At 33.8% G+C, this 19,395-nt stretch carries 23 protein-coding genes; 14 read left to right on the plus strand and 9 right to left on the minus strand.

All coding sequences use genetic code 11. From position 1 onward, the window contains the following. The 3 genes from ACIQ1H_RS05420 (at nucleotide 1) to ACIQ1H_RS05430 (ending at nucleotide 2,691) form a co-directional block, all read left to right on the plus strand. Nucleotides 1-312, plus strand: coding sequence for a CHY zinc finger protein (locus ACIQ1H_RS05420; RefSeq protein WP_337981100.1), 312 nt, complete (start codon nucleotides 1-3; stop codon nucleotides 310-312). A 604-nt stretch (nucleotides 313-916) separates the two neighbouring features. Then, nucleotides 917-1,804, plus strand: a complete 888-nt coding sequence (locus ACIQ1H_RS05425; protein ID WP_402887103.1) for a nucleotidyl transferase AbiEii/AbiGii toxin family protein — start codon at nucleotides 917-919, stop codon at nucleotides 1,802-1,804. 278 nt (nucleotides 1,805-2,082) lie between these two features. Continuing rightward, nucleotides 2,083-2,691 (plus strand): YpjP family protein, encoded by a 609-nt coding sequence (locus tag ACIQ1H_RS05430; RefSeq protein ID WP_402887104.1) that lies wholly within the window; start codon nucleotides 2,083-2,085, stop codon nucleotides 2,689-2,691. Nucleotides 2,692-2,920: 229 nt separating this feature from the next. Here ACIQ1H_RS05430 and ACIQ1H_RS05435 read toward each other — a convergent pair whose 3' ends face one another. Further along, nucleotides 2,921-3,712: an SHOCT domain-containing protein gene (locus ACIQ1H_RS05435; RefSeq protein WP_402887105.1), complete on the minus strand. Its 792-nt coding sequence runs from the start codon at nucleotides 3,710-3,712 to the stop codon at nucleotides 2,921-2,923. Between the two features lie 386 nt (nucleotides 3,713-4,098). Here ACIQ1H_RS05435 and ACIQ1H_RS05440 point away from each other — a divergent pair, with 386 nt between their 5' ends. Next, entirely contained in the window at nucleotides 4,099-5,376 is a 1,278-nt protein-coding gene (locus ACIQ1H_RS05440) for an oligosaccharide repeat unit polymerase (RefSeq protein ID WP_402887107.1), read from the plus strand. A 133-nt stretch (nucleotides 5,377-5,509) separates the two neighbouring features. On the opposite strand, the gene ACIQ1H_RS05445 is transcribed toward ACIQ1H_RS05440, so the two are convergent. Beyond that, the gene (locus ACIQ1H_RS05445) at nucleotides 5,510-6,157 is read right to left on the minus strand and encodes a FusB/FusC family EF-G-binding protein (RefSeq protein ID WP_402887109.1); all 648 of its coding nucleotides are present in this window, start codon (nucleotides 6,155-6,157) and stop codon (nucleotides 5,510-5,512) included. Nucleotides 6,158-6,420: 263 nt separating this feature from the next. Next, nucleotides 6,421-6,717, minus strand: a complete 297-nt coding sequence (locus tag ACIQ1H_RS05450; RefSeq protein WP_172771667.1) for a hypothetical protein — start codon at nucleotides 6,715-6,717, stop codon at nucleotides 6,421-6,423. Nucleotides 6,718-7,087: 370 nt separating this feature from the next. On the opposite strand from ACIQ1H_RS05450, the gene ACIQ1H_RS05455 reads away from it, so the two are divergent. The 3 genes from ACIQ1H_RS05455 to ACIQ1H_RS05465 are packed head-to-tail and all read left to right on the plus strand — an operon-like array spanning nucleotide 7,088 to nucleotide 8,334. Further along, the gene (locus tag ACIQ1H_RS05455; protein WP_402887111.1) at nucleotides 7,088-7,486 is read left to right on the plus strand and encodes a MarR family winged helix-turn-helix transcriptional regulator; all 399 of its coding nucleotides are present in this window, start codon (nucleotides 7,088-7,090) and stop codon (nucleotides 7,484-7,486) included. Continuing rightward, on the plus strand, nucleotides 7,486-7,833 hold the full coding sequence (locus ACIQ1H_RS05460) for a DUF3147 family protein (RefSeq protein WP_402888553.1): 348 nt from the start codon (nucleotides 7,486-7,488) through the stop codon (nucleotides 7,831-7,833). Before ACIQ1H_RS05455 ends, ACIQ1H_RS05460 begins: the two co-directional genes overlap by 1 nt. Before the next feature lie 15 nt (nucleotides 7,834-7,848). After that, a complete protein-coding gene (locus ACIQ1H_RS05465; RefSeq protein ID WP_402887113.1) occupies nucleotides 7,849-8,334 on the plus strand; it encodes a GNAT family N-acetyltransferase in 486 nt (161 codons plus the stop codon). 13 nt (nucleotides 8,335-8,347) lie between these two features. Here the strand turns inward: ACIQ1H_RS05465 and ACIQ1H_RS05470 are convergent, their stop codons facing one another. Next, a complete protein-coding gene (locus tag ACIQ1H_RS05470) occupies nucleotides 8,348-8,527 on the minus strand; it encodes a hypothetical protein (RefSeq protein ID WP_172771664.1) in 180 nt (59 codons plus the stop codon). A gap of 265 nt (nucleotides 8,528-8,792) precedes the next feature. Between ACIQ1H_RS05470 and ACIQ1H_RS05475 the strand changes: the two genes are divergently transcribed. The 3 genes from ACIQ1H_RS05475 to thrS all read left to right on the plus strand — a co-directional run bounded on the left by ACIQ1H_RS05475 (nucleotide 8,793) and on the right by thrS (nucleotide 12,329). After that, nucleotides 8,793-9,284 (plus strand): hypothetical protein, encoded by a 492-nt coding sequence (locus ACIQ1H_RS05475; protein ID WP_402887116.1) that lies wholly within the window; start codon nucleotides 8,793-8,795, stop codon nucleotides 9,282-9,284. 158 nt (nucleotides 9,285-9,442) lie between these two features. Then, entirely contained in the window at nucleotides 9,443-9,952 is a 510-nt protein-coding gene (locus ACIQ1H_RS05480) for a hypothetical protein (RefSeq protein WP_402887118.1), read from the plus strand. A gap of 454 nt (nucleotides 9,953-10,406) precedes the next feature. After that, the gene (gene thrS / locus ACIQ1H_RS05485) at nucleotides 10,407-12,329 is read left to right on the plus strand and encodes a threonine--tRNA ligase (protein WP_402887120.1); all 1,923 of its coding nucleotides are present in this window, start codon (nucleotides 10,407-10,409) and stop codon (nucleotides 12,327-12,329) included. A 154-nt stretch (nucleotides 12,330-12,483) separates the two neighbouring features. On the opposite strand, the gene ACIQ1H_RS05490 is transcribed toward thrS, so the two are convergent. From ACIQ1H_RS05490 to ACIQ1H_RS05500, 3 genes are all read right to left on the minus strand, one after another. Continuing rightward, the gene (locus ACIQ1H_RS05490) at nucleotides 12,484-12,960 is read right to left on the minus strand and encodes a hypothetical protein (protein WP_402887122.1); all 477 of its coding nucleotides are present in this window, start codon (nucleotides 12,958-12,960) and stop codon (nucleotides 12,484-12,486) included. 217 nt (nucleotides 12,961-13,177) lie between these two features. Beyond that, a complete protein-coding gene (locus tag ACIQ1H_RS05495; protein ID WP_172771661.1) occupies nucleotides 13,178-13,342 on the minus strand; it encodes an aspartyl-phosphate phosphatase Spo0E family protein in 165 nt (54 codons plus the stop codon). Nucleotides 13,343-13,874: 532 nt separating this feature from the next. Next, nucleotides 13,875-14,429 carry a GNAT family N-acetyltransferase gene (locus tag ACIQ1H_RS05500; RefSeq protein ID WP_402887124.1) on the minus strand — a complete coding sequence of 185 codons (555 nt, stop codon included), beginning with the start codon at nucleotides 14,427-14,429 and terminating at the stop codon, nucleotides 13,875-13,877. A 273-nt stretch (nucleotides 14,430-14,702) separates the two neighbouring features. Between ACIQ1H_RS05500 and ACIQ1H_RS05505 the strand changes: the two genes are divergently transcribed. After that, complete coding sequence (locus tag ACIQ1H_RS05505; RefSeq protein WP_402887126.1) at nucleotides 14,703-15,185, plus strand: GNAT family N-acetyltransferase; 483 nt, start codon at nucleotides 14,703-14,705, stop codon at nucleotides 15,183-15,185. A gap of 7 nt (nucleotides 15,186-15,192) precedes the next feature. Next, nucleotides 15,193-15,627, plus strand: a complete 435-nt coding sequence (locus tag ACIQ1H_RS05510) for a GNAT family N-acetyltransferase (protein ID WP_402887127.1) — start codon at nucleotides 15,193-15,195, stop codon at nucleotides 15,625-15,627. Nucleotides 15,628-15,783: 156 nt separating this feature from the next. Here the strand turns inward: ACIQ1H_RS05510 and ACIQ1H_RS05515 are convergent, their stop codons facing one another. Next, nucleotides 15,784-16,533: a class I SAM-dependent methyltransferase gene (locus tag ACIQ1H_RS05515; RefSeq protein WP_402887129.1), complete on the minus strand. Its 750-nt coding sequence runs from the start codon at nucleotides 16,531-16,533 to the stop codon at nucleotides 15,784-15,786. Between the two features lie 210 nt (nucleotides 16,534-16,743). Here ACIQ1H_RS05515 and ACIQ1H_RS05520 point away from each other — a divergent pair, with 210 nt between their 5' ends. Then, nucleotides 16,744-17,493, plus strand: coding sequence for a CPBP family intramembrane glutamic endopeptidase (locus ACIQ1H_RS05520; protein WP_402887130.1), 750 nt, complete (start codon nucleotides 16,744-16,746; stop codon nucleotides 17,491-17,493). Nucleotides 17,494-17,596: 103 nt separating this feature from the next. Then, complete coding sequence (gene ccsB, locus ACIQ1H_RS05525; RefSeq protein ID WP_402888555.1) at nucleotides 17,597-18,751, plus strand: c-type cytochrome biogenesis protein CcsB; 1,155 nt, start codon at nucleotides 17,597-17,599, stop codon at nucleotides 18,749-18,751. Nucleotides 18,752-18,828: 77 nt separating this feature from the next. Here ccsB and ACIQ1H_RS05530 read toward each other — a convergent pair whose 3' ends face one another. Further along, nucleotides 18,829-19,029: a cold-shock protein gene (locus ACIQ1H_RS05530; RefSeq protein WP_010859201.1), complete on the minus strand. Its 201-nt coding sequence runs from the start codon at nucleotides 19,027-19,029 to the stop codon at nucleotides 18,829-18,831. Between the last annotated feature and the right edge of the window lie 366 nt (nucleotides 19,030-19,395).

Raw genomic sequence — 19,395 nt, forward strand, 5'->3', positions numbered from 1 at the left:
ATGGAGATTTTCGGACCTGTAATGGATAATGAAACGAGATGTATACATTATCATACTGAAAAAGATATTATCGCGATAAAGTTTGCATGCTGCGAGCGCTATTATCCTTGCTATAAATGTCATGAGGAACATGCCAAACACGCCATTAAACGTTGGCAGCAATCACAATTTAATGTAAAGGCAATACTTTGTGGACATTGTAAACATGAATTAACAATCCAAGATTATATGGAGTCATCATCTTGCCCGCAATGCATGGCTGCTTTTAATCCACGTTGTGCAAATCATTATGCTATTTATTTTGAAATGTAACGATAAGAGAAGTAATATCGTATACTGGGTTTACTTTTAAAAGATAGTATGCTATACTAATAATCGTGCTATTTTGGGTAGCAAATTTCAGTAATCTGGCATTCTGCTTTTTGTTTTTTAGGATACTTATTCACACTGGCGCATGCTTTGGGGCTGCAAGGACGCAAAAGAAGGTTGGGTTTGCGTTGCTTAAGTTAGAGGGCACACAGTGGAATTTTACCGCGGTGATGAAACGAAAATGTTTCGAAATAATATTCCCCAGATGATTGGGTTGAGACTTTACAATTTACAGAAATGTTACCTATTAAATACTAAAGGGGTAGTTTCGCAAAAGCGAAGCTGCCCCTTGTCTAATTTTTTTGATAATATTAACAGTAATAATAAATATTTGCCATTTAGCACCTGCTTTTTTAGAAAAGTTAGGTGCGTTTTTTCGCTTTATTTTCCTAAATAACGACAAAAAACGACAAACTATCTCTGGATTATATTACCGTTTACTATTGTGGGAAAATAAGTAATAATGAAGTACAGAGTTTTTTCAAAAATCAAATATATGCTAGTTTGGTTGAAAAATTCTGAAAAATGATTGAAATGAGGGTGGCATATGAAACAAGTAAATGATGTATCAATCCCTGTATTGGACCAATTAACAGATGTAGCTCAGCAACAACAAAAAGGCTTAGAGGAATTTGTAACACTCTATTCACATGAAAGGTTACTAGTTCGATTAGCAGCTTCTTGCTACGAGGATCAGTATTGGCTATATGGAGATTTTTTAATCGGTACATTAACAAATGATTATGAAAAATCTACTACAGGAATTACATTGTGTACTAAAAAAATGGCCAACAAAGATAGCATTATAAAGCATGCTTTCCAAGAAATTTGCTCGATGAATGTACAAGAGGATGGAATTCAATTTGTTAGCGATGAACTAGAAATTATTAATAGTAATGAAAATCAAATTTATATTAGAATTCCTGCACATTTAGGACACATAACAACATACATAGAAATAACGATTAATCTTTTTGATCGAATTGCAATGGCTCCAAAAACGATGGCGATTCAGTCAATACTAGATAATACGCCAATCGAGTTATTAGCTTATCCGACAGAGCTCATGATTGCACATAAATTTAACTTACTATATCAATACCCAGCATGCGAACAAGCGATGAAAGAATATTATGATGTATTTTTATTAGCAAGTACACAGAATTTTGAAGGTCGAGTTTTACAAGAGGCTATATCAGATAAATTTGACCGACATAAAACAACACTAGAAAAATATCCATCAATGTTCTCTAAACAACTTTATTTAGACGCTAGTAACAACAAGAGATGGCAACAATTAGTTAATCAACAGACGTTACCATTCGATAAAGTACATAAACTTGTTCATCAATTGTTAGTGCCAATTTATGAGGAAGTAATAGTAGAAAATGAATTTTTTGAAAATTGGGATTACAAGCAAGCGATTTGGCGATAAGAAAATGAAAAATCCGCGAGCTTAAATAAAGTTCGCGGATTTAAAGAAAAAAATATGAATTAGTTCGTGTAACATAAAGAAGTTAAATAACCTAACATTAATAAAAGACCAATACCCATAACGATTGACATATTTTGTACCTCCTTTTAAAAAACGACACATTTATACATAAATTATTGTACAATGAAATATAGAAATATGAAACCTTTTATTGGTTGGGACGTATTATATTATAAGAAGAATTACCAATTTGTACATAAAAGAGAAGGTGTTAATTAATGAAAAAGTGGGTTCAAAAAAGTATCGTCATCATGGTTGCGTTTTTAACATTTGGATTAATTACGCCAACACATGAAATTTGGGATGCATTCGATCATAATCCATCAAATCGTGCTTCCATTGGTCCATCACCTGGGACAAGCACTGCCCTAGCAGCTGAACCAGAAACAATAGCAGATGAAGCGACCGAAATACAGCACGAGGCGATTGACTATGGGTCGCTACTTGTTGAGGCAGCGAAAGAGCAGTCCTATATGAAGTTTGGGACAAAAATTGGTCCTAAAATTAGCAATGAATTTGACTCCATTATCTTTCCGAAAATGGAAGAGGCAATTGCGATGACCGTTGCAAATATAGAGGACGAATCACTGGCAAATCTCACAATTACAGAAAAACCAAGTGGTAACTACGGAGAAAAAATCTTCAATATCGTTAATAATGAAACAGGAGATGATTTAATCCGCTTCCACGTACGAACTGAAAAGCGTCCACAAGAAGGCTATTACTATAACTTCCATTACCATAGTGCCGAGGACAATTTTATGGCTCATAACAATCTTGGTGATATTTACTGGGAAAAAAACACACCACCGAAATGGTTGTCATAGTATGCTTGAAACACTCGTATTTTATGCGAGTGTTTTTTTGTGCTTAGACGTTGATATATCAATGTTTGAGATAAATCTTTTAGGGACAACTTATAAATGAATTGCAGAGGGGTCTCAATTAATAGATCACGTCAATCTGTGTCGGTCCTCCTAGGATATTTTCCCTTCCTTCTTCAAATAGGGGCAGGTGTTTTTAATGATAAGAAAAAGCGTCCATGTGAACGCTACTTTAAGCTTTTAAAAGTTCGTTTTTCTTTTCTTCAAATTCTGCTTGTGTTATTGCACCCATATCCAATAGTTGTTTATACTTCAATATCTCATCTGCTGCAGAAGTTGATTGCCCTTGATGCCTAATTGCTTCAACGGTAGGTTGTTGTTGACTACAAATTAATTCTAAAATAGATAGACATTCATGAGCTGCATTATATGCATTTTGATATAGCACTCCACTTTTTTTCATATCTGTCTCAATGAAGTGAACATAAACGACTGGGTTGTAAATATTGTTTAAAGTAATTTTTAATTTTAAACTGCTACAAATACCTTTAATTTTCTTTTTGCCAGTTACTGCACCTACGATTGCACCAGTATCTCCAAATAAAGCTCCACCCACAAGAGCACTACCTAAGCCGCCAGAAATTATAGTCTCGCCATCTTCCAGTAATTCAAAATTGAGGATATCACTATAGTCATAAACAGTAGATTTATTACGTTTCCCTAAAATTGTGGATAAAACAAGCCATTTTTTATTGTTATCATCAAACTCTACAAAATTTGCAACTCTTTTTGTAGGATTAAATACTTTTAATTCTCGTTTATTTTCTTTTTGTGTATGGATTGCATTTCTTATATCTTCGACGGTCATATGAAAAATATACTTTTTATTAAAACTTAATTTTTTTAGATTAGCTTCTTTATAACAAGAAGCACACACCCATTCTTTATTAGCTATTCGAAACCGATTTAAACCCGCTTCTTGTTCACATACACCACATACTTGTTTTAAACTAAAAAAGCCCATGTTTAACCATCCTTTTTTAAAAAAATTATTTGTATGTATTAAAATAGCCACTTACCTATTAGGTGTCTAAATATGCCTATTAACCTGCTATATTAATACAATAATACCATTTAATAAACACTTAAGTATAATGTATTTATAAGGGGATGGATATAAAGTGAAAAATTAATAGTTTCTTGAATTATGATGGGTTCTCAAAAGAAAGTATATAAATGTTAATTTCTATAAACTAAAAAGAGTGATAGGAGAGAAATACACTGCTTACTGTCAATTTCGTTTTTATAAATTGGAAACTATCTATAAAATTTACAAAAAATATGATATACTAATTTTGTTTTACAAAAAACAAAAAGGAGGGGAAGTAACATCTAAAAGGTGTGATATGTATGAGCAAATTGAAACAAAGTTTTGGAAAATTAAATAAAATTGATATGTTTTCTCCGTATTTCTTTTTGCCATTTATTTTACTGTTATATTTCTTTATCAGCTTATTTGATTGGCATAAATTTGAACAATTCGGTATACATGTATCCATATGGCCAGCTGTAATTTTAGCTGTTATTTGTTATTACATAGGTGTATTAATAATCGATAAACTGGATTGGACAATTCCATCTTTTGGACTGTCATTCTTAGGGAAATATGTCATTCATTTTATAGTTGTCTTGACAGTGCTTGGGCTCGGCTCCTATTTAATGATGATTATTAGTGGTAACTTAGGAATTACGGATGAAGCAAACCGCCGAAATTTAGATCCAAAGTTAAACTTCTTTAGCCAATTATTATGGTATGGTGTGTTATTGCTTTTGTCCTATAAAATGATTTTGGAGAAGACGATGACATGGAAAAAGGCAATCGTCTATGGTTCGATTTTTGCGGTTGTCATGTTTTTATTTCTATTAATGGGTTATCGTACGCCGCTTATCATTATGTTATTTACAGGCATCATTATTTTCCACTATGTTGTAAAAAGAGTGAAATTAACATGGTTTTTAACAGCATTGGTCGTAATTGGTGTAGCATTCTCATTGTTTGGCTTTATACGCGTCCTTACAGAAGATACATCAATTGAATTCAATAAGCGTGAGCAACCAGATGTAGAATTAACAGCTGAGGAAAGAGATAAACTATTAACTGCTGAACAAAAAGTAAACTTAGTACCGAAATGGGTTCGTGCATTAAATGCGGAAGCTGTCACAAGTCATATCGTTTTAAGTACGATAATCGAATACACAAAAGAAGAAGATTACTTAAAAGGTGAAATTCATAAAGGTATATTTAGTACAATTTTACCAGGTGAACAAATTTCACCACGCATGAAGGTTACCGAGGTCGTTAACTCGATTACGAGCGAGCGCGGTGTCAATGTTACACGTGAACAGCGAACAACAACTCCAACATTTATTGGTCAATTGTTTTTAGATGGGGGTTATTTGTTAGTAGCGATCGGCTTCTTGTTATATGGTGTCTTAATATCGTTAGTTTATAATAAAGTAAAGCAAAATGGGATTCGCAGTTTCCACACTGTCGCTTACGCATTTACAATTACCGTGTTTACCGTTTCAATGCATACAGGTTTACTCGATTTAATTTTTGTTCTTATGCTAGGCTTCGTTATTATCGCATCTTCCATTATGACAACAGATAAACGCAGGCTTTCTTAAAATATAGGCAAACTATCCTTTAAAGTGAATGGAACTGCTTTTAAGGATGGTTTTTTTGTGCGGAGAGTTTGTCTGATTGTATTAACGACATACAAAATATAGCCTTCCCTAAAGTAGGGAAGGCTGTTTATGATCAAGTAACGCGCTCAAAAAATGCAATTGTTTTATCCATATCTGTCACATGTTGATTACACGTTTCGCTGTCAGCACAAATATAATTACTATGGTTCGTATAAGTGCCAACGACATTCCCTTTGATGGAAGTCGTAAATAGTCCTACATCAGAGTGACGATTACATATAGCACATATACCACGAACGGTATTATTTGCAAATATGCCTTTGATTGCTTTTAGCTTAGCGTCTTGCTCTAAAATGACATACTTACGATGTGTACCAGGATCATCCCAAGCGAAATAACAAATTTGCTGAAAATCTAATCGTTCTAGATTTGGCAACTTAAGCTTCTTTTCTTTTTTAAACAAGCTTTTTATAGTGCTTGCGGTAATTGGCTTAAATGGGATGACATATGATTTTAGGTCGTGTAAATATGCTTCACCTGCTGCGCGCTCAGTTACTGTATAAATGGGCTCAATCAGTTGGGCTTCTGAAGTTGTCATGACAATGTTATCAGAAATCTCTGTTTGAACAAGGCCACGCACAGTTTGAATGACATTTGTATCTTTTGAAGTAGCGATTGTTTGTAAAATTTTATTCATTTGTTGACCAAGTAAATTATAGTTTGCAACCGTTAAAAACGGCTGAATTAATTGTTTATCCATTGAAATCACTCCTGTAAATTAGGCTTTTGTCTTTGTGGCCTAAAGAGATCATCCATTTTTAAGTTAATCTAGACCTCTTCGACCTGTATAAAGTCGGGTCTAGAGCAGGCATTACAAAAGAATGCGACCATTTCGATTCCTCCTTATAAAGAGAACTATTATTATTTTAACATTTTAAGGCAGTGAAATAAAGAAAGAGGTGGGGTTTTTTCTAAAATAAAAAAGGCTGTGCTCAGCAGCCTTAAAACCGTTCACTATTGAATTTACGATACCATAGACATAATAAATTTCCCTGAAAGCATGAAAATGGCATAGATAAGTAATGCACCAATAACAGCAATGCTAGGCTTATACCAGTTTGTTAAGAGGAAGGCGAGTACAGTGAAGAGCAACATACCAACTGCACCGAAAACTGTATTTTGTAACACACTATGAAAGGTATCAGCTTTCATATTTTTCATCTGCATACCCATATTAATGAGCGTTAGTATAGGCAATGCGGTAATAATGCCCGATAAAAATAAATATTTAGACTGACTTAAGAGTAAGGCTAAAACCATAATGATTCCACCAACAAAAAAATACACCAAATATAACACGTATAACCCTCAATTTCATAAACTCTTTAAGATTTAGTAGTGTAATGATACTGCACATAGTACAGGCTTACAATAGCCTATCAATGTAAGTAGAAAAAAGTTATCTAATAAATGAATCAATTTGCAATAACTAGCGATTTTAAGCAGAGAGCAGTGAGGAAATAGATTATTGTATCAGGATGGTACAAATTGAATGAAAGGGATAGAAGGATAGTTTTCCGAACATCTTGTTGCATAATAAATATCGTATATATTAATAGTGTTCGCTTTATTTATATCGTCATTTACGATATAATCGCTAAAGACGATATATTAAAGGGGTTTAGAAATTATGATACAAGAAATTAATCATTATTTTACAAATATTTTTTATCATCTCCATACAACACATGAAGATGTAATTTCCCATCAGAGCGTGCGTATTTTACAGATGATTCAAAAGGAAGATGAAGTGACAGTTCGCGATATAGCAGCATTACTGAATATTTCACAAAATACAGCTTCGGAGCATATAAAAAAGCTTGAACGGCATGGCTGGGTTGAAAAGATTCGAGCAACCGATGATCAACGCAAAGTAAAGCTCTTTCTAACCGATAAAGGGCAGCTTGTTTTAAAGAAAAACACAGAATTAGACGATAATAAGCTTAAGCAAGCACTGAACCTATTATCGGAAGAAGAACAAAAAACTATTTTGGAAGCATTTCGGCTATTAAGTGAGGTGTCGAAATGATGTATACACTTGTAAAAATTATTAGCTCCGCTGCAATTATTGCTATTGTGACTGAAGTTGCGAGAAGGTTTCCTACATATGGTGGTGTAATTGCTGCATTGCCCCTAGTCAGTATTTTAAGTATTATTTGGCTAACCGTTCAAAGTGAACCAAATGAGCATATTCAGCGTTTCACGGTAGGAGTTATTGTTGGACTTCCAGCTACAATGGTCATGCTTTTTGTGATGTATATGGCGATGAAATCATCGATTCATATAGTATTTGCCATCGCGTTAGGAGTCGCATCATGGATAGTTTGTTTAGGTATTCAGAAAGCCATTGCTGGAGTATTTCATATATCTATTTAAAGTAGGTGAAGCAAAATGTCAGTCATAAATATTTCTCAAGTTCAGAAAAAGGAAGTCATCAAGTTTTTTCAAGCACATTGGGGAACTACCGAAATGGTCATATCTAGTGGGATCTATGATTGTAGTAAGTTAGAAGGATTTGCATTTCTTGATGAAAGTCAAAAAATTGTAGGTCTTGTAACTTACATTATTCGAGACAAGGAATGTGAAATTATTTCTCTCGATAGTATAGAAGAGGGAAAGGGAATTGGTACATTACTTGTTCAAGCAGTAGAGGAGCAAGCCCGCCAACATCATTGTATAGTTGTTTCACTTATTACTACGAATGATAATTTACATGCATTAAAATTTTATCAAAAGCGTGGCTATTATCTCGTGGAAATTTTACAAAATGCGGTTGAACGTGCCAGAGTATTAAAACCAGAGATTCCCCTAATCGGCAACGATGGAATTCCTATACGTGATGAAATTCGGTTGCAAAAACCATCTGCCTCGATATGAGACAGATGGTTTTTTATGATTTTTTTCTTCTTGGAATTTTTATTTTAGGAGTGAAGAGGACGGTAACAAGCAAGCCTAAATATAATGGATACTTTAAGAATTCATTCGTTGAATAACCTAATAAAAACGGTAATCCGATTAAAATCATCATTATGCCAATACTAAATAGTACAATCCCCATTGTTTTAAACAAATATAACCTCCTCTATTTTCCATTAAGACGCCAACGTAATGGACTTTTTCTATTCTAGATTGATAGTAACAAATATTAACAAAATCTGCACATAGGGTCGTTACATAAAATTAGAAAGTCAAAAACGTATCTATCCCAACAGACCTATTGTTTTCTTAGAATACTAAATTGCAAGATGAATCATCATTGCCAATTGAAAGAATTATGTTCCGCTGCTTGCCATTTCTCGTTATACTAATGTGGGAGATTGAAAGTGAGGAATCAAATGAAAAAAATATTCTTTGTGTTCATTTTTAGCGTACTAGTAGTGGGTGCAACTTTTGTAATTTATTTAAAAAGTAATCCTCCGCTTGTAGTGAATGGTTATACAAGTGTTAATGGTAATCCAGATATTCGTTTAATTGAAATTGAAAATAAAGGTATAAGAGAGCTACAGTTACAAACGATTCTCGTCGATGAAAAGTATCCTGAAAGTGCTAAGCTAGTCGTCAGCAAATCAGAACCATTTGAAGTCGGGACAGAAATTGAAAACAATGTAAATATGACATTTCATAAGTTAACGCAAGTAAGGATTTTCCCAAGTCAATACATAGACAGACAGGCAATTGGTAAGCAATCACAACATTATGCGATACAAGTAAATGCTACATCGATTCAAAAAGTAACGATTCAATACAACTATTTAAAAATACCATTTACATTAACAGCAGAGCTCCAAGCAAATAGCGCGGAAAAAAATGATACTAAATCAAAATAAATGATAAACGAAGCGCTTATCATTTACGTAATATTAAATTATTTGTCATATCGTTTAGGCCAATGTCATTTCATAAGATTGTTTGATGAAAAAATCCCTTTTTTCCTAAATCATGGTAATCTATTGGTAATAGTTATTGCGATGATAGGAGGGGGCTAATGGGATTAGTAATCGTTGGTGTCGTACTTGTACTTAGTATTTTAGGTACCATTTTCGTTCTTGTTAAGAAGCAGTCTAAAGGTGATATAAGGCTCCAGGTTGAAGCAATATGTGAAGGAAAGAATGAATTGGATCAGGCCATTATGAAGATTTACTTTACGTTTTCAATTGGAAAACTTGCCAGTCGTCGTAAAGAAATTATCGGTAGTATTGATTGGTCTGAAGGATGGATGCCCGTCAGCTATAATTTGAAAGAACACGGCAGCTATAGGGAAGATCGAATCCCTACATTGATGGAAGACAAATACACTACTTTTGATATAGATGCTACGAATGCAATTGATAGCGATGGGAGTGGAGAGGGTTACATTGTGCTCGTGTTAGAAAAACCGACGCATACAATGCTGTCTAGAGCAGGTGTGATGCTAGTCGTAACGGCTAACTTAGTGTCCTATCAATTGTCAGAGTCTATAAGCTGGCATAATGAAGTAGTGGTCAACCATTATTAACTCATAAGGATTGAACTTCACAATAAATGCGCGATTCCAGAAAAAAATTTTTTTAGAAAAAATGTATGCGTTTTACACACAGTGTTATTAATAAAAAGGTCATAATTACTAATGTGAAAATTAATTTTCAAATATTGACAAGTATTTAGATGTCCGATATAGTAAATACCAATTTCATGAAACAATGAAAATAGCTATGACAGGGATACGAGAACTGATGAACGATTCACAGAGAGGGAAGCCTAGCTGAAAACTTCCTAATGCCGCATCATTTTTTACTACCTTCGAGCAGTGCTTGGAAACATGCACCGTAATTGCGACGTTACAGCAAATCAATGAGCCGCTAGTGCATCTAGTGGGAATTTGGGTGGAACCACGGGTAAATTACACATACTCGTCCCTGTTTTGGGACGGATATGTGTTTTTTTTATTTTCTAGTAAAGGAGAAAAGAACATGTCAAATCAAGTATTAAACATTCAGTTTCCAGATGGAAAACAACAAGTATTTACAAAAGGTGTTACACTAACCGACATTGCACAGGCGATTAGTCCCGCACTGCGCAAAAAAGCAATTGTAGGAAGTGTGAACGGAACCATCACTGATTTGACGCGCCCTATATTGGCAGATGCCCAAATCAATCTATTTGATGCTAGCTCAAATGAGGGAATTGAGGTTATTCGTCATTCAACTGCTCATTTATTAGCACAGGCTATTAAACGAATATATCCAGATGCGCAGTTTGGGGTAGGACCTGTCATCGAAAATGGGTTTTATTATGATATTGATTTAGCACAATCCCTTGTACCAACAGACTTACAAAAGATAGAAAAAATGATGAATCGAATTGTTCAAGAAAATATTGAAATTCACCGAAAAGAAGTATCTCGTGAAGAGGCAAAACGATTGTTTCAACATGATAAATTGAAGTTGGCATTACTCGCTGATATTCCTGAAGAAGAAATCATAACAGTTTATGAGCAAGGTGATTTTTATGATTTATGTCGAGGACCACACGTATCCTCTACAGGTAAATTGCGACACTTTCAATTAATGCAAGTTTCAGGGGCCTATTGGCGAGGGGATAGCCAAAATAAAATGTTGCAGCGGATATATGGTGTTGCATTTGCTACAAAAGAAGAATTACAAGAATACTTTATATTTTTAGAAGAAGCAGATAAACGCAATCATCGTAAACTAGGAAAAGAGCTGGACCTATTTATGTTCTCCGAAGAAGCGCCAGGCATGCCATTTTATTTAGCAAACGGTCAGATTCTTCGCAATGAATTAGAATCCTTTTTACGAAATCTACAAACGAAATATGACTATCAAGAGGTGCGTACACCGTTTATGATGAACCAGCGTCTATGGGAACAATCGGGACATTGGGACCACTATAAAGACAATATGTATTTTACACAAGTAGATGCTCAAAGCTTCGCATTAAAACCGATGAATTGTCCTGGACATATGTTGATTTTTAAAAATGCAAGACATTCATACCGCGATTTGCCAATTCGGATGGCGGAATTTGGGCAAGTGCATCGACATGAATTTAGCGGTGCATTAAATGGTCTATTACGCGTACGAACATTTTGCCAAGATGATGCCCATATTTTTGTCACACCAGAGCAGATTGAGGATGAAATTAATTTAGCGCTGAAGATCATTGATCACACGTATCAAGTATTTGGCTTCGAGTATGAAATTGAATTATCGACACGTCCTGCTGATTTTATGGGTGATATTCAACTTTGGGATGAAGCGGAAAGGGCATTGGAAAATGTCCTCACTAATGCAGGGTATCCTTATAGAATAAACGAAGGAGATGGTGCTTTTTACGGACCTAAAATTGACATTCATATAAAAGACGCCATTAAACGAAGTCATCAATGTGCAACGATTCAACTTGATTTCCAACTGCCTGAGAAATTCGATTTAACATATTTAAATGAACTGAATGAAAAAGTAAGACCTGTCGTTATCCATCGTGCTGTTTTTGGTTCAATTGACCGCTTTTTAGGCATCTTGATAGAACATTTTGGTGGAGCTTTTCCAACTTGGTTAGCACCACAACAAGTTATCGTAATTGGTGTTGCAAATATCCATCAAGAGTATGTTCAGCAAGTTGTACAAGCACTTGAAAAAGAACAAGTACGAGTTCGTATAGATAATCGTCAGGAGAAGCTCGGGAAAAAAATTAGAGAAGCCCAGATGAAGAAAACACCCTATATTCTAGTATTGGGCGATAAAGAACGCGACAATCAAAGTGTTACTGTACGCAAATATGGTAATCAAGCATTAAATGAAAAACTATTACAGCAGTTTGTTGAAGAAGTTAGACAAGAAATTTTGCAAAAAGCCTTACCTATTAGCTGATCGTAGAGAAAAGCCTGGTTGGATATTTCAATCAGGCTTTTTCTCATTCAAATGTAAAATCAGCAAAATATTGATTAATGTAAGAAAGATGCTTCTAGTAACGGTTATTCGAGCATACTATATAGTAGATGTACTTATTAAGAAACATTATGACTCATCGACTTTTAGTAATGAATGGCGAATACTTACTACTACCTAATAGAATATTATTCGTTCCAGCATCGATCACTATATATTTATGCAATTCCTCTTGTTCGTTTTGGCGATATGAAGCTAATAAATATACTTGTCTGTTTGGATGAATCCGAATGTGATTTGATAAATCTAATTTTTCACTAGTCACGTTTGTTTGCATATTAAAAATTTGAAGCGTGTCAGGCACATCTTTAAAAAGAATTTTTTGACGAAGGTTGAATGTTGCATCTTTATACTCTTCATAGATGGATTTATCTAATTGCTTATAAAATTCATCTTCAACAAGAAAAGATTGAAAGTGATTACTAGGGTATTGAAGCGTAGTGTCAGATGTTGTGATAGGTTCACAAATAGTAGTTGTTGATTCTTCAGGTGTGTGTGTTTGTGAAAATAAATTCGAAATAACGACCAAGGTTAAAAAAAGCACTTGCATCATTTGGCCTCCTATAATTAGCGTTATAGGTAGAATTCCCAATTTTTTGTTATGTATACGTTTCATTACAGTAACATTGAAAAACGAGGGAAGTCGACAGGGCATTTTAACAAGTAATTAGACTGAATGAAAAACCAGCCAAGTTAACATTCAATCTGACTGGTTTTATCGAAAATGGGATTACATTATAAAATTTATTTATAAATACTCCTCCTTTATGTTAGGATGCTTGTTTTAAATATTTATTTAGTAAAACATCAAGCTCTTGGCTATAATCTACTACGGCGGGGTGAGTAAATCCTAAATCTTTTGCCTTTTTATACATAATTCTTCTTTTAATCTCAATTTCAAACTTCAAGAATTGTTTAAGCAATAAATGTACCAACTTATTCTCCTCCTAATTTTTTTCTGCATATTCTTGATTTAAAATTCCAATGACTTTGATTCAGCTTTTTCATTGTATATCAGTTAAAACAAAAAAATTGTCACATTGTGTATCGAAATTGAAATTCGTAATTTAGTCACAAATTAGTCTATGTAACTATAAAAATACTGTGAATTGTAGTGAAAATTTTATCTTCTTTTGTTAGATACATAACTATGTAAATAGCGAATAGACGGCATTTTTTCGATGAAAAAGGTTTAGAATTAAACTTTTTTTATTTATGTCTTTTTTACTATATGGAATTCTCCTTCTAACTAGAAAAGTTTAAGAGAACTAAGTCATATTTACATTTCTTGTCGCAATTTATCAAATTCTATTATTTGCTGTTTAATTATTAGGAATAATTCTTTTTTCTATAATTACTTGACATATATAGACTCTTTGATGCTCAGAGCGTTTAGGCAAAATTCACAACGTTTCATTATAAACGCGTAACGCACACATTCTATAATTGAATGTGTGCGTTTGTTTTTTAACTACGGAAGGGCCACTCTTCACGTAACAGGCCGAATAAAATAATATCGTGAAATTTACCGAAGCGAAAAATTTCATTACGAAGAGTACCTTCTTTTGTAAATCCACATTTTTCATAGGAACGTATCGCGCCTGCATTAAAGCTAAACACTTGTAATTTAATTTTGTTTATCGCAATGTAGTCGAAGATAAACGTGATGAGCGTCTGCATTGCATCAGTTCCCAATCCTTTACCCTGCCATTTTTCACTTATAGAAATTCCTACTTGACAGGTGCTATTAGTCCAATTTATAGAATATACACCACAAGAACCAATAAGCTGTTGTGTCGTCTTTTCAAATATACCAAAGAAAAATTCCTCTTTTTTTCCACTAATACTTTGAAAGAATGAGGTATGGTCTTCTACAGTATGTGGGAAAGGAATGTCATCATTAGCAAGCAATAGTGTCTGTTTTTCACTCTCCACTTTTATAAATTCTTCTAAATCAGAAGATGCCATTTGCTTTAATATAATTGATTGTCCATTAAGAAAGTTTTTAAAATATTGTTCCATATTAATTCTCCCTTGTTTAAGGGCTGTAGAATAAGTTTTACATCCCTTTGAAATTAGTTAGTTCCATACGTATCTACTGCTTTAAGCGCAATCATATTCGTTTCTCCTTTAATTTGAATAGTATAATAATATCATATATTGGAATTTAAAGTAATTTAATGCAAAAATAACGTAAGCGTGTGTGATATTTTAGTAAATTGAAGTTTTTCTATTTTGCCATTAATTGTTAAAATATGTTAGAATTGTTTGAAAGAAAATGAAAGAAGGGATAAAATGCGCCTAAAATTTTATGAAGCATCAGATAGTCCACTGATTGAGCAATATACATTATCTGAAGAGCAGCTTTGTTATACGATGTCCCCTCAGGCAAGTATTGAACTAGTTAAAACCGATAAAAGTCGACATGCGGTTTTAGCGTTGAAAGAAGGGAAGCTTGTTACTTTTTTTGTTCTTCACGAGAAAGAAGGAGTAAAACCTTATACTCGAAATGAACGAGCTTTATTAATCCGTGCATTTTCAACAGACATTTATGAACAGGGTAAGGGGTATGCAACTGAAGCATTACAATTATTGCCTTCATTTGTACAACAATATTTTCCTACCATAAACGAACTAGTTTTAGGTGTGAACTTTCCGAATACTGCTGCACAGGCATTGTATAAAAAGTGTGGTTTTATAGATGAAGGTGTAAATGCAGTAGGGATTAACGACGATGAGTTAAAAGTAATGCGTTATGATTTACAATCTGTCAGATGAATGAAGGGTGAAAGAAAAGATGCAAATAATGCAGGCGAATATAGAGCAAGTGGATGCGCTATGTACAATGGATAAGGAAATAGTAGGGGATTTTTCAAGAAAAGAAATGATAATAACTGCTATTAAAGAAAAACGATGCCTTGTTCAAGGAACACACAGAGGGATCGCAGGATTTTTAATTTATACGACAAATTTTTTTGAATGTAGTTTTATTTCATTAATTATTGTAAAGCCTTCAGAACGAAGAAAAGGGGTGGCTACATCTTTACTAGCTCATTTTGTCCACATGGCTCCCACACTTAAAATTTTCTCCTCTACAAATCAATCAAATTTGCACATGCAAAAAGTTTTTGAGTTAGCTGGATTTAAGAGGAGTGGCTATATTGAAAACTTAGATGATGGTGATCCTGAAATTATTTACTATAAATCACAAGTGGATTGAAATAGAAAAAAATTGTTTGAGTGCCTGTCACTTATTTATTTCGTTTTCCACGGGCACAGTGTAAGACGCAACCCGCGCTATGCGTGGATTGTTGCGACTTACAACTTATACTATTCTGTTACGGATTTATAAAATTCGGAATTGTTTGAGTGCCTGTCACACAGTTAGTGTTTTTTTCTTTGCTCTAATTAATAAAAAAGAGGGTTTGCGTAATTCTTTTTTGAGTTTTGGTAGTGCTTGAATTGCTTCAAGCGACGGGATAGGTTCTTCAATTTTTTCGATAGTGAGCCCATGTGCAATTAATGTATTAAGTATCGTAGATAACGTTCGATGATACTTAATAACACCGTCCACTAACCATGTTTGCTTTCGCATACCTTCCGCTTGATAATCATCCATTGCATAATGACTTACATCACCATCCTCATCGAAAATCCAATTATCCATTTGTTTGCGTGCTGTGACAATCGGGTGTTCAATGGAAAAAATGATAATACCTTCTTCACGAAGCATTGACGATATTTTAGTAATAACTGCATCGAAATCCTCTATATAATGTAGTGCGAGTGAGCTTGTAATACAATCAAAGCTATTTTCTGGTGCATTAAATTCTTCAAATGATTGTAAACAATAAGATATGTTTGGATGTGCATGTACAGCTTTAGCAACAGCAAGCATATTTTTCGATACATCTATCGCAGTTACATGGCGCGCATTATTTTCAATACAGAACTTTGCAAATTCTCCCATACCACAGCCGATATCAAGTAACTGTAAGTCATGTAGATTAGGCAGTAATGCTTTAAATGCTGGCTGTTCAAGTAATTGATTATAATTGAATGGGGATGTTCGTAATTGTTGGTATTGCTTAAAAAAATTGGGGTTATCATAAATATTCTGTTGCATGTAAAACCTCCGATTTATTTTACATAACGTTATGTTTTATTTGCGCATGTTTATTTTCCCACATAGCCAAAGAAAGAAATAGACTTATAATATAATTTTTGGTAATATGTAGATAGAGGCATGTCTGCTTTATCAAAACCAACTTTTTACGTTAGTGAAAAGTTGGTTTTTTTTTTGAAATGATGAATTACAGGATAAGGATTTGAAGTTTTGTCAAATTATTTAGTGATAAAAACTACATTATGTATATACATTCTTACTACTATAGTTCATCTATTTTTACTGACATTTTCTAATGGGCGAAGCTTGATTGGACTTACAATGATAATTCCACTCCTCTCCGTTTTTCTTATGCAAAAAATAGGTGCAAGCCTACCTATTGTTTATTCCTTTGCTTTTAAAAAGCCAAAATGGAATTGGTTATTAGCAAGCATTGTCATGCCCATTCTCATGGGGGGCAGCATTCATTATTATTTCCTATATACAAATCGAGGGACATTCCTTGTAACGAACATAGCTGATCTTTTTCCATTACTAATCATTGGTCTTACTATTAGTACATTTTCAGCATTATTAGAGGAAATTGTCTGGCGTGGAAATTTTCATTTTTATTTGCGTCAGTATTACGGTTTGTGGCAAACCGCTTGCATAACAGGTGCCATATGGTCTTTATGGCATTTACCAATTGCATTATTAGGGGTAATTATTTATTTGTTACTGCTATATGGGATATCGTTAATACTTTCATTGTTCCGAGAATATGGACAATCTATTATGCCAGTCGCTATATTACATGGACTGATGAATGTGTTTTTTTTAAGTGATGGGTACCAAATGTCGATTTCATTGGATGTCCAAGAAGGCGTAAAAAGTGCTATAATCCTGCTTCTATTCGTTTGCTTTTTCTTGTCTCGCCACATTTTTGTAACATACACCATTAAAAGAAGGATTTTACAGTAGAAAGTGGACACTTAATATAACGGTTTACGTTCTTTTATAAAGAGGCATTCACAGCTTCTACCAAAAAAGGATGTTGGAGGTCGTTATGTTGGAAACAGAAAAAATTTTAAGTATGAGTGGGAATTCGCTATTTGGAGCCTTTATTTTATTGTTAATCGCCATTTTCCCATTTGGACTAGCAGTAAAATCGTCTGGGCGGACGTTTAAAAGGCTTGGTCTTATCCTTACATATTCCGCCTTTGTTTTGCAATTATGCTATTTTATTTTAAGGTGGATTGCAGTAAAGCATGCGCCTGTAAGTAATATGTATGAGTTTATGACGTTTTTTGGCATTATGCTAACGGCTAGTTTTCTTATCATACATTTTTTGTATAAGCAAATTGTCGTAGGGTTGTTTGCTATACCTGTAGTACTTATCATTCTCGGCTATGGAAGCGTTTTTACAAATGAGGTGACACCGCTAGTCCCTTCATTACAAAGTAATTGGTTAACAATTCATGTAATGACAGTTGCCTTTTCAAGTGCTATTTTATCTATCTCATTTGCCACGGGAATAATTTATTTACTAAAAACATTGGATGTTCAAAAGCGATCCCTTAGTACGATTTCGTTAGAATTTGTCATGTACTGTTTGCTTGTTGTCATCGGCTTTAGTGGCGTATCGACTGCATTTAATATAATAAAGAATGACGTACATCTTCAATTTGAAAATGCACAGGGCAAGGAAGAAAAGGTTATTTATACGATGACACCTCTTATTGTCAATGAAGGAGCATTAAAGGATAGTGGAGACTCTATTGGGTTAGTGAAAGTACCCCAGAATATAGATGCAAAAAAGTTAAATTCTATTATCTGGGCATTTATCGTGGGGACTATTTTATATGGACTCATACGAATCATCTTTAGAAAGCGAGTTATTGTTTTATTAAAGCCACTGACAAAACGTGTACAGCCAGCATTAATGGACGAAATTTCATATAGAGCTGTTGTGATAGGTTTCCCATTATTTGCTTTAGGTGGATTATTATTTGCAATGATATGGGCACAAATTGCTTGGGGAAGATATTGGGGTTGGGACCCTAAAGAAGTATGGGCACTAATTACATTTTTATTTTATGCAGCTTTTTTACATTTACGTCTTTCCAAAGGCTGGGAAGGGGAAAAAACTGCATGGTTATCTATCATCGGTTTTGGCATTATTGTTTTTAATCAAGTTTTCGTTAACTTAGTCATTGCGGGTCTCCATTCATACGCTTAGAGAAATATTTACAAATGAAAAGAGACATCCATTAAGGATGTCTCTTGTAGTTTGAACTGTTAATTCTTGAAAAAGAATTAAAGTTTTACAACGTTTGTAGCTTGAGGGCCACGGTTACCTTCTTCAACGCCGAATTCTACTTTTTGTCCTTCTTCAAGTGTTTTGAAACCTTCAGATTGGATTGCAGAGAAGTGTACGAATACATCGTTTCCACCTTCTACTTCGATGAAGCCAAAACCTTTTTCTGCGTTAAACCATTTTACTGTACCTTGAGTCATTTAAAAAACCTCCAAAAATAAATTCAACAATCATATTCCTTCATTCTGTATAAATAAACACATAATCAGAAGATCCCAAAAACACGTTACTATTGAATACGTGGTTTCATTGTTTACGATGAAGTAATTTAATTATTACTTTCATTATATAACAGATTCATACATTTATCCAGCAAATGCCGTTTTTTAGTAAGAAAAAATTACATAATATTGTTTCTAAGTATAAGGATAAACCCATTTACTGAAAGAAAAGAGGTATAAAGAACCTATTTTGTTAATAAAAAACGATAAAATGAATGGATTTTAAACCTTTATCACATTATTAAATACTATGTAATTTTATGCGAAATTTAAGGTATCATAAAT

The organism is Lysinibacillus sp. NPDC097279 (assembly GCF_044761745.1).
Lineage (GTDB): Bacteria > Bacillota > Bacilli > Bacillales_A > Planococcaceae > Lysinibacillus.

Excerpts from the sequence above, each read along its gene's own strand:
- ACIQ1H_RS05445 (WP_402887109.1), bottom strand. The coding sequence starts at position 6,157 with ATGGATAAACAATTAATTCAGCCGTTTTTAACGGTTGCAAACTATAAT.
- ACIQ1H_RS05430 (WP_402887104.1), top strand. The coding sequence starts at position 2,083 with ATGAAAAAGTGGGTTCAAAAAAGTATCGTCATCATGGTTGCGTTTTTA.
- ACIQ1H_RS05490 (WP_402887122.1), bottom strand. The coding sequence starts at position 12,960 with ATGATGCAAGTGCTTTTTTTAACCTTGGTCGTTATTTCGAATTTATTT.
- ACIQ1H_RS05500 (WP_402887124.1), bottom strand. The coding sequence starts at position 14,429 with ATGGAACAATATTTTAAAAACTTTCTTAATGGACAATCAATTATATTA.
- ACIQ1H_RS05455 (WP_402887111.1), top strand. The coding sequence starts at position 7,088 with ATGATACAAGAAATTAATCATTATTTTACAAATATTTTTTATCATCTC.
- ACIQ1H_RS05465 (WP_402887113.1), top strand. The coding sequence starts at position 7,849 with ATGTCAGTCATAAATATTTCTCAAGTTCAGAAAAAGGAAGTCATCAAG.
- ACIQ1H_RS05515 (WP_402887129.1), bottom strand. The coding sequence starts at position 16,533 with ATGCAACAGAATATTTATGATAACCCCAATTTTTTTAAGCAATACCAA.
- ACIQ1H_RS05440 (WP_402887107.1), top strand. The coding sequence starts at position 4,099 with ATGAGCAAATTGAAACAAAGTTTTGGAAAATTAAATAAAATTGATATG.
- ACIQ1H_RS05480 (WP_402887118.1), top strand. The coding sequence starts at position 9,443 with ATGGGATTAGTAATCGTTGGTGTCGTACTTGTACTTAGTATTTTAGGT.
- ACIQ1H_RS05435 (WP_402887105.1), bottom strand. The coding sequence starts at position 3,712 with ATGGGCTTTTTTAGTTTAAAACAAGTATGTGGTGTATGTGAACAAGAA.
- ACIQ1H_RS05450 (WP_172771667.1), bottom strand. The coding sequence starts at position 6,717 with ATGGTTTTAGCCTTACTCTTAAGTCAGTCTAAATATTTATTTTTATCG.
- ACIQ1H_RS05420 (WP_337981100.1), top strand. The coding sequence starts at position 1 with ATGGAGATTTTCGGACCTGTAATGGATAATGAAACGAGATGTATACAT.
- ACIQ1H_RS05530 (WP_010859201.1), bottom strand. The coding sequence starts at position 19,029 with ATGACTCAAGGTACAGTAAAATGGTTTAACGCAGAAAAAGGTTTTGGC.
- ACIQ1H_RS05475 (WP_402887116.1), top strand. The coding sequence starts at position 8,793 with ATGAAAAAAATATTCTTTGTGTTCATTTTTAGCGTACTAGTAGTGGGT.
- thrS (WP_402887120.1), top strand. The coding sequence starts at position 10,407 with ATGTCAAATCAAGTATTAAACATTCAGTTTCCAGATGGAAAACAACAA.
- ACIQ1H_RS05460 (WP_402888553.1), top strand. The coding sequence starts at position 7,486 with ATGTATACACTTGTAAAAATTATTAGCTCCGCTGCAATTATTGCTATT.
- ACIQ1H_RS05425 (WP_402887103.1), top strand. The coding sequence starts at position 917 with ATGAAACAAGTAAATGATGTATCAATCCCTGTATTGGACCAATTAACA.
- ACIQ1H_RS05505 (WP_402887126.1), top strand. The coding sequence starts at position 14,703 with ATGCGCCTAAAATTTTATGAAGCATCAGATAGTCCACTGATTGAGCAA.